Here is a 12,390-nt window from a genome sequence, read left to right as displayed (position 1 = left end):
TTATGTCTCATATATACGACGCACCCATTAGAAAACCTTTAATCATAGGTGATAAATCTTATCACGATGTAACAGTAGAAGTTGCTGCGCCTGTCGAAGGTAAAGCGAACAAACAGTGGTGGATTGTATTCTCAATCGCATTGACAGCATTCCTTTGGGGATTAGGCTGCATTATTTACACTGTTTCTACCGGTATTGGAACTTGGGGATTAAACAAAACAGTTGGTTGGGCTTGGGATATTACTAACTTCGTTTGGTGGGTTGGTATTGGTCATGCTGGAACATTAATTTCGGCGGTACTTTTATTGTTCCGTCAAAGATGGAGAATGGGTATTAACCGTTCTGCGGAAGCTATGACTATTTTCTCGGTAATTCAAGCAGGTTTATTTCCAATTATTCACATGGGTCGTCCATGGTTGGCTTTTTGGGTGGTACCAATCCCGAATCAATTTGGTTCACTTTGGGTAAATTTCAACTCGCCATTACTTTGGGACGTGTTTGCAATTTCAACCTATCTTTCGGTTTCATTGGTATTTTGGTATACTGGTTTATTGCCCGATTTTGCAATGCTTAGAGATAGAGCGATAACTCCTTTCAACAAGAAAATTTATTCTATATTAAGTTTTGGTTGGAGCGGTAGAGCTAAGGATTGGCAACGTTTTGAGGAAGTTTCCTTGGTACTTGCAGGTTTAGCAACGCCACTGGTACTTTCTGTTCACACCATTGTATCTATGGACTTTGCCACTTCGGTAATTCCTGGTTGGCATACCACGATTTTTCCTCCTTACTTTGTTGCAGGAGCCGTTTTTTCTGGATTTGCAATGGTTAATACCTTGCTTATTATTATGAGAAAAGTATCGAATCTAGAAGCTTATATCACTATTCAACACATCGAATTGATGAATATTGTAATTATGATTACAGGTTCTATCGTGGGTGTTGCTTATATCACTGAACTTTTTATCGCATGGTATTCAGGAGTAGAATACGAACAATATGCTTTCTTGAATAGAGCAACCGGACCTTACTGGTGGGCGTATTGGTCAATGATGACTTGCAACGTTTTTTCTCCGCAATTTATGTGGTTCAAAAAATTAAGAACAAGTATAATGTTCTCTTTCATAATCTCCATTGTCGTAAATATTGGAATGTGGTTTGAAAGGTTCGTAATTATCGTAACTTCGTTACACAGAGATTACCTTCCTTCATCATGGACAATGTTCTCACCAACATTTGTTGATATCGGAATCTTCATTGGCACTATTGGGTTCTTCTTTGTATTGTTCTTGTTGTATGCCAGAACGTTCCCTGTAATAGCGCAGGCTGAAGTAAAAACAATATTGAAATCAACAGGAGATAATTTTATAAAAGCAAGAGCAGCAAATAAAGATTCACATCATGAGTAATAAAGTAATATACGCCATTTATAATGACGATGATATATTGATGGATGCCGTTAAGAAAACTCGCGCAGCACATCATCATATTGAAGAAGTCTTTACTCCATTTCCGGTTCACGGATTGGATAAAGCAATGGGACTTGCACCTACAAGATTAGCTATTGCCTCTTTTATTTACGGTTTGTGTGGTTTGGCTTTTGGAACTTGGATGGTGGATTATATAATGATTCAAGATTGGCCACAAGACATCGGTGGTAAACCAAGTTTTAGTTATATTCAAAATATGCCTTCTTTTGTGCCTATTATGTTTGAAGAAACCGTGTTTTTTGCAGCACACTTAATGGTTATTACTTTTTATATGAGAAGTAAGCTATGGCCTTTTAAACAAGCAGAAAATCCAGATGTGCGTACAACGGATGACCATTTCTTGATGGAAGTTGCAGTAAACAATAACGAAAAAGAACTTGTTGCATTTTTCGAAAATACAGGAGCAGTAGAAGTAAAAGTAATTGAAAAGCATTAATAGGGATATGAAAAGCGTATATAAAATAACACTTTTAGTAGGTATTACTATTTTAGTTTCGTCTTGTCACGATAATTCGAAACCAAATTATCAATATATGCCTAATATGTATGAGCCGGTGAGTTATAATACTTACTCTGAATCGAGTGCTTTCAAGAATGGCAAAGAAGGACAACTTCCGGTTGAAGGAACCATAAACAGGGGATTTGAACCTTATGAATATCCTAATACGCCTGAAGCATTAATTGCAGTTAAGGCAGCAAATTTGAAATCACCTCTTGGAGAGCTTTCTCAAAAAGACAAGGATAAAGGAAAAGAACTTTTCGGAATTTATTGTGCCATTTGTCATGGAGTTGCCGGAAACGGACAAGGGAAACTGGTTACCCAAGGAAAATTCTTGGGTGTTCCTAATTACAAGGACAGGGTAATAAACGAAGGCAGTATTTTTCATGTTGAAACGTATGGTCTTAATTTAATGGGTTCACACGCCAATCAATTGAGTAAAAAGGAACGTTGGTTAGTTGCGGCCTATGTGGTGGAACTAAAAAGTAAATTATAATTGTAGAACAAACTCATCGTAATAGATATGTATACATTTTCAAGTAAATTAAAAACATTTTCCCTAATCTTAATGGCCGTTGGTCTTTTAGGAATTGGATATGGTTTTTTATCTGCACCCAAAGATATTCAGGAAGTTGAGGCAATTCTTGCTTCTGATGCCCATGGAAGTCATAATGAAGTTTCAAATTCTTCCAATGAAGCACATGCTGTAGCTAGAGAAAACAAAGTAAATGCAGATTCGGAACACAAAGCGCATTTAGAACATGTTTTGAGTCAATTGCAAAATAAACCATGGGCTGCATTATACGTTGCTTGTATTTTCTTTATGTTAATATCGCTTGGTGTTTTGGTTTTTTATGCCATTCAACAAGTTGCTCAAGCGGGCTGGTCTCCAGTTTTGTTTAGGGTTATGCAGGGAATAACGGCTTATTTGCCTGTAGGTTCAGTAATTTTCTTTGTAATTTTAGTTCTTTGTGGTTTACATTTCAGCAACATCTTTATTTGGTTAGATCCAAATGTTGTGGCACACGATAAAGTTATAGCAAATAAAACGGGATATTTGAACTTTCCTTTTTGGATTGTAAGGGCTTCAATATTTTTGATTGTATGGAATCTTTATAGATATTTTTCCAGAAAAAATTGTTTGGCGCAAGATGAAGCAAATGATGACAGTTTCTACAAAAAGAATTTCAAAATGACAGCTGGATTCTTGGTGTTCTTTATCGTTTCAGAATCTATTATGTCTTGGGACTGGATTATGTCAATCGATCCACATTGGTCTAGTACTTTATTTGGATGGTATGTTTTTGCCAGTTTCTTTGTAAGTGGAATTACAACAATTGCACTGGTTACTTTATACCTAAAATCCAAAGGATATTTAGAACATGTAAACACAAGCCATATCCACGATTTAGCAAAATTCATGTTTGGTTTTAGTGTTTTTTGGGCCTACTTATGGTTTTCACAATTTATGTTGATTTGGTATGCAGATATTCCGGAAGAGGTGACTTATTTCGTAACAAGAATCCAGCTTTATAACCTTCCGTTCTTTGGAGCCGTTGCCTTGAACTTCTTGTTTCCAATTTTGATTTTAATTAATACAGATTTCAAAAGAATTACTTGGATACTAGTAATGGCAGGTGTTGTTATATTATTTGGACATTATATTGATTTCTTTAATATGATTATGCCCGGTACAGTAGGAGACAAATGGTTTATCGGAGTTTCAGAAATTGCATCCATTCTTTTCTTCCTTGGATTATTTATTTATGTTGTTTTCACAGCATTAACAAAGGTTCCATTGTTGCCAAAAAGAAACCCGTTTATTGAAGAAAGTAAACATTTTCATTATTAATATTTAAAGAAAAATTAGATGACAAGTTTGTTGATAATTATAGTTTTAGTTTTATTAGCTATTGCATTATGGCAGTTGACTAAGATATTTGATTTAACTCAAGTAGGAGTAAATAATGATGATACTCAGGTTGCAAATGACGATGATAATAATGTGCAAGGCTATTTAATGTTTGGCTTTTTGGCCTTCATATACATTTTTACAATCTATGGATTGTTTAAATGGGGACCTTTAGTATTGCATACTCCGGCTTCGTTGCATGGAGCCGAGGTTGACAGTTTAATGAATATCACATGGGTTTTAATATTTATCGTTCAAGCTATTACTCAGGCGTTACTTTATTATTTTGCATTCAAATACAAAGGAAAAAAAAATCAGAAAGCATTATATTTTGCAGATAACAATAAATTAGAAGCTGTTTGGAGCGTTATTCCAGCAGTTGTATTGGCGGGATTAATCCTTTATGGACTTTATGCCTGGACAAATATTATGTTTGTCGATGAGGATGAAGATACAGTTGTAATCGAATTATATGCGCAACAATTCAAATGGACTGCTAGATATTCTGGTACAGATAATGTTCTTGGTAAGGCAAATGTCAGATTAATCGAAGGTGTAAATACACTTGGAGTTGATCTAGCTGATCCAAATGCACAGGATGACATTGTAGTCTCCGAATTGCATATTCCAAAAGGGAAAAAAGTTCATTTCAAAATGCGTTCTCAGGATGTTTTGCATTCTGCCTATTTTCCTCATTTTAGAGCCCAAATGAACTGTGTTCCTGGGATGGTTACCGAATTTGCTTTCGAACCTGTTTACACTACAGTAGAATATAGAGAATTGCCCTATATGATTGAAAAGGTAGCTAATATTAATGCAATAAGAGCAAAGAAAAGTATCGAACTTGTTGCAAAGGGGGAAGTTGCTCTTGATCCTTATACCTTTGATTATTTGTTGCTTTGTAATAAAATATGTGGTGCGTCTCATTACAACATGCAAATGAAAGTTATTGTTGATACTCCGGAAGACTATAAAAAATGGTTGAGTGGACAAACTACATTAGTTCAACAAGTGAAAACGGCTAACACGCCTGCACCAGTTGGAGATGGAACGACTACAGATTCTATTAAAGCCAAGGATACTGCAGCTATTGCCAAAATAGCTATGAAATAATTATTAAGAAAATTTAAAGTAAACATATATGTCAGCAGAAGGTCACGATAACGGACACGAAAACGAACACGAGCATCACCATAAAGAGACGTTTATAACTAAATATATCTTTAGTATTGATCACAAAATGATTTCTAAACAATACTTGATTACAGGTATTATAATGGGAGTTATTGGAGTAAGTATGTCAATGCTTTTTAGAATGCAATTGGCTTGGCCAGAGGAATCTTTCAAAATATTTAATGTCTTGTTAGGTGATAAATTTGCTCCTAATGGTGTGATGGCTAATGATATTTATTTAGCATTAGTTACAATCCATGGAACCATAATGGTTTTCTTTGTTTTAACGGCCGGATTAAGTGGGACTTTTAGTAATTTATTGATTCCACTTCAAATTGGAGCCCGAGATATGGCTTCTGGATTCATGAATATGATATCCTATTGGTTGTTCTTCTTGTCAGCAGTTATCATGTTAAGTTCCTTATTTGTTGAGGCAGGACCAGCATCTGCCGGTTGGACAATATATCCGCCATTAAGCGCATTGCCACAGGCAATTCCCGGATCAGGTATGGGTATGACTTTATGGTTGATTTCAATGGCTATATTTATTGCTTCGTCCTTGATGGGTTCATTAAATTATATCGTAACCGTTATAAATTTAAGGACTAAAGGGATGTCAATGACAAGACTTCCATTGACTATCTGGACTTTCTTTGTTACAGCCATTATTGGTGTTGTTTCATTTCCGGTACTGTTATCTGCGGCTTTATTATTGATTTTTGATAGAAGTTTTGGTACTTCTTTCTTCTTGTCTGATATATATATTGCTGGTGAAGTTTTGCATTATCAAGGGGGTTCACCAGTATTGTTCGAACACTTATTCTGGTTCTTAGGTCACCCTGAAGTATATATCGTGATTTTGCCTGCTATGGGAATTGTCTCAGAAGTTATGGCTACTAATTCACGTAAACCTATTTTTGGTTACAGAGCGATGATTATGTCAGTTTTAGCAATTGCATTTTTATCCACTATTGTTTGGGGTCACCATATGTTTGTTTCAGGAATGAATCCATTTTTAGGATCTGTGTTTACCTTTACAACTTTGTTGATTGCAATACCATCAGCTGTAAAAGCATTTAACTGGATTACTACTTTATGGAAAGGGAACTTACAATTTAACCCAGCGATGTTGTTTTCAATTGGAATGGTTTCAACATTTATTACTGGAGGTTTAACCGGAATTATTCTTGGAGACAGTACTTTAGACATAAATGTACACGATACTTACTTCGTAATTGCTCACTTTCACTTAGTGATGGGTATTTCAGCTCTTTACGGAATGTTTGCGGGTGTTTACCATTGGTTTCCTAAGATGTACGGAAGAATGCTTAATAAAAATTTAGGTTATATCCATTTTTGGGTCACAGCGGTTTGTGCTTATGGGGTATTTTTTCCAATGCATTTTATTGGTTTAGCCGGATTACCAAGACGTTATTATACTAATACAAACTTTCCATTATTTGATGATTTGCAAAATGTAAATGTTCTTATAACTACTTTTGCCTTAATTGGTGGTGCTTTCCAATTGGTATTTTTATACAACTTCTTTATTAGTATTTTCTATGGGAAGAGAGCGGTACAAAACCCTTGGAAATCTAACACTTTAGAGTGGACAGCTCCTGTTGAACATATTCACGGAAACTGGCCTGGAGCAATACCGGAAGTTTACAGATGGCCTTACGATTATAGTAAACCAGGATATGAGGTAGATTTTATTCCCCAAAATGTTCCAATGAAAGAAGGAGAAGAAATTTTACATCACTAAAATATTTTAAATTATATAAAAATGCCTTTCCATTTGAAAGGCATTTTTATTTGCTTATAACTTTGTTATATTTGTAGAATGAATGAAAATTTAGACCCAACAGCCAACGGCTATAATCCCGAAGAACTTGATCTTGAAAAAAAATTAAGACCATTATCTTTCGATGATTTTGCTGGACAGGAACAAATACTGGAAAACTTGAAAGTTTTTGTTCAAGCGGCAAACCAAAGAAACGAGGCACTTGATCATACCCTTTTTCACGGACCGCCGGGATTAGGCAAAACTACTTTGGCTAATATTTTGGCTAATGAATTGCAAGTGGGTATTAAAATTACTTCTGGTCCAGTTTTGGATAAACCCGGTGATTTAGCTGGTTTGTTGACGAATCTCGAAGAAAGAGATGTCTTGTTTATTGACGAAATCCATCGTTTGAGCCCGATTGTCGAAGAGTATTTGTATTCGGCAATGGAAGATTTCAAGATTGATATCATGATAGAATCGGGACCAAATGCCAGAACGGTTCAAATCAATTTGAATCCGTTCACATTAATTGGTGCCACTACGCGTTCTGGTTTACTGACTGCTCCAATGAGAGCCCGTTTTGGAATTTCATCCCGATTGCAATATTATACCGCCGAACTTTTGACTACAATTGTCGAACGAAGTGCCACGATATTAAAAATGCCTATTTCCATTGAAGCAGCTATAGAAATTGCAGGCAGAAGCAGAGGAACTCCTCGCATTGCCAATGCTCTATTGCGTCGAGTGCGAGATTTTGCGCAAATCAAAGGCAACGGAACCATCGACATCGAAATTGCACGCTATGCGCTAAAAGCATTGAATGTGGATGCCCATGGTTTAGACGAAATGGACAATAAAATTCTAAACACGATTATCGATAAATTCAAAGGCGGTCCGGTAGGTTTGTCCACATTGGCGACCGCCGTATCCGAAAGCAGCGAAACGATAGAAGAAGTTTATGAGCCGTTTTTAATTCAGGAAGGCTTCATTATGCGAACTCCAAGAGGTCGTGAAGTTACCGAAAAAGCTTATAAACATTTAGGAAAAGTTAAATTGAATGCTCAAGGTGGATTGTTTTAATCAGAAATTTGTCATTCCGACGAAGGAGGAATCTCAACACACGAGAGCAACACACGGAGATTCCACCTTCGTCGGAATGACAAAATGACGAGATATATTGCATTTAAAACAAACCTAAAACGGAATAATTTGAATCTTGATTAATACCAAAGAAAAACATACTAATTTCATCAAATCCGAAGCCAAACGCCTCGGGTTTTTGTCTTGTGGTATATCGAAAGCAGGATTTTTGGAAGATGAAGCACCAAGATTGGAAAACTGGTTAAAAAACCAAATGAACGGTCAAATGTCCTATATGGAAAACAATTTTGACAAAAGGTTAGACCCAACCTTGCTTGTTGATGATGCCAAAAGTGTTGTTTCGCTTTTGTTGAATTATTTTCCTTCGGAAACTCAAAATCAGGATTCTTATAAAATTTCAAAATATGCCTATGGGCAAGATTATCATTTTGTAATCAAGGAAAAGCTCAAGGAATTACTGACTTCAATTCAATCGACTATTGGAGAGGTTTCTGGCAGAGCCTTTGTAGATTCGGCCCCGGTTCTCGATAAAGCTTGGGCTGCCAAAAGCGGTTTGGGTTGGATTGGAAAAAATAGCAATTTGCTTACCCAAAAAGTTGGTTCTTTTTATTTCATCGCCGAACTTATTGTCGATATCGAATTAGAATATGACCACAAAACAACCGACCATTGTGGCTCTTGCACCGCTTGCATTGATGCCTGTCCCACCGAAGCAATTGTAGCCCCATATATCGTTGATGGAAGCAAATGCATTTCTTATTTCACAATTGAACTCAAGGAAAATATTCATCAGGAAATGAAGGGAAAGTTCAATGATTGGGTTTTTGGATGCGATATTTGTCAAGATGTTTGTCCTTGGAACAGATTCTCGAAAGCACATAATGAACCGCTTTTCAATCCCATCCCGACAGCTATCGGGACAGAATTACTTTCAATGTCCAAAAAAGATTGGGAAGAAATCACCGAAGAAACTTTTAAAACTATTTTCAAAAACTCTCCTTTAAAAAGAGCCAAGTTTGAGGGCTTGAAACGGAACGTTGATTTTTTGAAATGACTTTAAAACATTGAATACAGGAAGGTTATCCATTTGTCCAAGTTCGAAATTATAATTTCCGTTGTTTTAGTATTCAAACGAGATAATTACAACAACACCGACTAAGACTTTAGAGGAATATCATATAATCTAATCATGAAGGTGAATTATCAGAAGGAACCTACTAATATATTTTTAGGGATAAAGAAAATATTAACAAAAAAAACTCGATATTTGTATATAAATCGATAAATTTAATCCCTGAAGAGTTGGCAACGCTCTAGATAATAAATAAAAACAGATGAAAACAAAATTAACAGTATTGGTTTTAATGCTTTTATCAGGCGTCAGTTATGCCCAACAAGACGCACAGTATACGCAATATATGTACAACACGATTGTCGTCAATCCAGCGTATGCAGGGTCAAGAGAATCAATGAGCATATTTGCCTTACATCGAGCCCAATGGACAGGACTTGACGGTGCGCCGGTAACGAATACTTTCTCAATTCATACACCAATCAAAGATACCCATCTTGGTTTGGGATTGTCCATTGTAAACGACAGAATAGGGCCATCGACCGAGAACAATATTGCCGCAGATTTCTCTTATACTATTCCAATGTCAGATAATTACAAATTGTCTTTTGGATTAAAAGCAAGTGCTGATTTATTGAATGTTGATTATTCAAGATTGATTACCTACAATCCCGGAGATCCTAGATATCAGAATAACATTGACAATAAATTTTCGCCAAACATAGGGGTTGGAATCTATTTACATTCGGATAATACTTATTTTGGATTATCGGCCCCCAATTTATTGGAAACAAAACATTTTGATGGGACAGCGAATAATAATGCATCAAGTTTTATAGAGACTCAACGTATCCATTATTATTTCATCGCAGGGCATATATTTGATTTGAATGAAGATGTAAAATTTAAGCCGTCGATGCTTGCCAAGATGGTGCAAGGTGCTCCAATGCAGATAGATTTATCAGGAAATTTTTTGATAAACCAAAAATTTACAGCTGGAATTTCTTATAGATGGGATGCGGCAATAAGCGCTTTGGCCGGCTTTCAAGCCAGTGATTCCTGGTTTATAGGATATTCGTACGATTTCGACACCACAAAACTGGCAAATTACAACTCAGGTTCACACGAGATATTCCTGCGCTATGAATTGTTTAAGAAAAATGACAGAATAGTATCTCCTAGATTCTTCTAACACCACTTATCATGAAAATTAAAACTCTCGTTTATAGTACACTTTTGAGCATTATTGCCTTGCAAGGATATTCACAAAAAAACAAAGTGGCTGTTGCTGATAAACAGTATGACCATTATGCTTATGTCGATGCAATCACGACTTACGAACGTGTGGCAGAAAAAGGGTATAAAGATGAAAAAATGTTTCAAAAGCTAGGTAATGCCTATTATTTCAATGCCGGATTTGAAAAAGCGGCAAAATGGTATGGAGAACTTTTTGCAATGAATCAAGAGCAAGAACCAGAGTATTATTATAGATACGCACAATCCTTAAAAGCGACAGGCGATTATGCTAAAGCCGATAAAATGCTGCAACAATTCAACGCGAAATCGGGAAATGACCTAAGAGCCAAATTGTTCGAAAAACATAAAAATTACCTCGAAGAAATCAAGGCCAATTCTGGGCGTTACACCATTGCCGATGCTGGAATCAATTCCGAGTATTCGGATTATGGAGGTTCGTTTTTAGGAAATAAACTAGTATTTGCCTCGGCGCGAGATACAGGAAGCATTTCCAAAAGGGTGTTCGCTTGGACTAATCAATCCTTCACAAATTTTTATGCTTCAGATCTAAAAGAAGATGGCACGTTAAGTAAACCCAAACATTTTGGAAATAAAATAAATTCAAAATTCCACGAATCTACACCGGTTTTCACCAAAGATGGCAAAACGATGTACTTTACCAGAAACAACTTTTTGGATGGAAAAAAAGGAGAAGACGCCCAAAAAATGACCTTGTTAAAACTTTACAAAGCTACTCTGGAAGGGGGTACTTGGGGGAATGTGACCGAATTGCCATTCGATAGCAATCAATATAGCACGGCACATCCAGCCCTTAGCCCAGATGGAAAAACATTGTATTTTGCGTCGGATATGCCAGGAACACTTGGGCAATCGGATTTGTATAAAGTAGCAGTAAACGAGGATGGTAGTTTTGGTACTCCAACAAATCTTGGTCCTACAATCAATACCGAAGGCAGGGAAACCTTCCCATTTATTAGTGAAGACAACGAACTGTATTTTGCCAGTGATGGTCGACCAGGACTCGGAGGGTTGGACATATTTGTAGCCAAAATCGAAAAAGATGGCGTTTTCAAAGAAGTACAAAATATAGGGGCTCCTGTAAATGGACCACAAGATGATTTTGCTTTTATGATAGACAAAAACCGTAAGGGGTTTTTTACTTCAAATAGAACGGGCGGTTTGGGCTATGATGATATTTATAAGTTTACTGAAATACACAAACTTGCTTGCGAACAAGGATTGGCCGGAATTATCACCGATCAAGAAACGACTGCAATACTTTCAAGTGTGAAAGTAAGCCTGTTTGACGAAAAATTCCAATCACTGAAAGAATGCTTATCTGATGAAAACGGAAAATATAATTTTGAAGTAGAATGTGGTAAAACGTATTATGTAAGAGCTGAAAAAGAAGATTACGAAACTAAAGAAGTGAATGTTAACATTGACAATACAAGAGGGAAAACGGATTTGCCACTGACGTTAGAGAAACACATCAAGCCAATTGTAGTTGGAACTGATTTAGCCAAAGCAGTTAATATTCCAACTATTTATTTTGATTTAGACAAGTCTTTAATCCGGGAAGATGCCGCTTTTGAACTCGAAAAAATTGTTGCCATAATGAAACGATATCCAGCAATGAAAGTCGACGTTAGGTCGTATACTGACAGTCGTTCGTCAGCTCAATACAATGAAAATTTGTCTAATCGAAGAGCTAAAGCAACTATGGACTGGTTAGTTAAAAACGGTATAGAACTAAGCCGATTAACAAGCAAAGGCTACGGAGAAACCCAACTGGTAAATCACTGTTCAGATGGCGTAGAGTGTACTGAAGCCGAACATCAAGCTAACAGGCGTAGTGAGTTTATCGTTATTTCGATGCAATAAACATACTTTTGTATTAATGAGCCTTTCCTGATTGGAAAGGCTTTTTTATGGTTATACCGGATATTAAATCCTAGTTTCTATATGTTATACCATTGGTTAGTATATTTTAGTCCAATCGTTATAGTATAATGCCGCTGTATATTTCATTTAGTTCCCTTTTTATTGGACTAATTTGAAATAACTACCGGTATTGTTATCGTTTTCTAGCATAAATTTTGC

10 protein-coding genes are annotated in these 12,390 nt (G+C 36.2%); all 10 read left to right on the top strand.

The genetic code is table 11. The features are described 5' to 3' along the window. Nucleotides 1–2: 2 nt before the first annotated feature. The 10 genes from nrfD (at nucleotide 3) to B2145_RS00385 (ending at nucleotide 12,171) form a co-directional block, all read left to right on the top strand. Nucleotides 3–1,406 carry an NrfD/PsrC family molybdoenzyme membrane anchor subunit gene (nrfD, locus tag B2145_RS00430; protein WP_291097019.1) on the top strand — a complete coding sequence of 468 codons (1,404 nt, stop codon included), beginning with the start codon at nucleotides 3–5 and terminating at the stop codon, nucleotides 1,404–1,406. After that, nucleotides 1,399–1,923, top strand: a complete 525-nt coding sequence (locus B2145_RS00425) for a DUF3341 domain-containing protein (protein ID WP_291097017.1) — start codon at nucleotides 1,399–1,401, stop codon at nucleotides 1,921–1,923. The genes nrfD and B2145_RS00425 overlap by 8 nt, the downstream gene beginning before the upstream one ends. A gap of 7 nt (nucleotides 1,924–1,930) precedes the next feature. Further along, entirely contained in the window at nucleotides 1,931–2,482 is a 552-nt protein-coding gene (locus B2145_RS00420; RefSeq protein WP_291097015.1) for a c-type cytochrome, read from the top strand. Between the two features lie 27 nt (nucleotides 2,483–2,509). After that, nucleotides 2,510–3,838 carry a quinol:cytochrome C oxidoreductase gene (locus B2145_RS00415; protein ID WP_291097013.1) on the top strand — a complete coding sequence of 443 codons (1,329 nt, stop codon included), beginning with the start codon at nucleotides 2,510–2,512 and terminating at the stop codon, nucleotides 3,836–3,838. Nucleotides 3,839–3,856: 18 nt separating this feature from the next. Then, nucleotides 3,857–5,011: a cytochrome c oxidase subunit II gene (locus tag B2145_RS00410; RefSeq protein WP_291097012.1), complete on the top strand. Its 1,155-nt coding sequence runs from the start codon at nucleotides 3,857–3,859 to the stop codon at nucleotides 5,009–5,011. A gap of 28 nt (nucleotides 5,012–5,039) precedes the next feature. After that, a complete protein-coding gene (locus B2145_RS00405; protein ID WP_291097010.1) occupies nucleotides 5,040–6,836 on the top strand; it encodes a cytochrome c oxidase subunit I in 1,797 nt (598 codons plus the stop codon). A gap of 78 nt (nucleotides 6,837–6,914) precedes the next feature. Then, nucleotides 6,915–7,937 (top strand): Holliday junction branch migration DNA helicase RuvB, encoded by a 1,023-nt coding sequence (ruvB, locus tag B2145_RS00400; RefSeq protein WP_291097008.1) that lies wholly within the window; start codon nucleotides 6,915–6,917, stop codon nucleotides 7,935–7,937. Nucleotides 7,938–8,073: 136 nt separating this feature from the next. Beyond that, nucleotides 8,074–9,012, top strand: a complete 939-nt coding sequence (queG, locus tag B2145_RS00395) for a tRNA epoxyqueuosine(34) reductase QueG (RefSeq protein WP_291097006.1) — start codon at nucleotides 8,074–8,076, stop codon at nucleotides 9,010–9,012. Between the two features lie 280 nt (nucleotides 9,013–9,292). Further along, entirely contained in the window at nucleotides 9,293–10,222 is a 930-nt protein-coding gene (locus B2145_RS00390) for a PorP/SprF family type IX secretion system membrane protein (RefSeq protein ID WP_291097004.1), read from the top strand. Between the two features lie 11 nt (nucleotides 10,223–10,233). Then, nucleotides 10,234–12,171: an OmpA family protein gene (locus B2145_RS00385; RefSeq protein WP_291097002.1), complete on the top strand. Its 1,938-nt coding sequence runs from the start codon at nucleotides 10,234–10,236 to the stop codon at nucleotides 12,169–12,171. Nucleotides 12,172–12,390 lie beyond the last annotated feature (219 nt).

It is taken from the genome of Flavobacterium sp. UBA5153 (assembly GCA_002413745.1).
Taxonomy (GTDB): domain Bacteria; phylum Bacteroidota; class Bacteroidia; order Flavobacteriales; family Flavobacteriaceae; genus Flavobacterium.
Note: the sequence above shows the minus strand (reverse complement) of the source record. Positions and strands in the feature narration are given on the sequence as shown.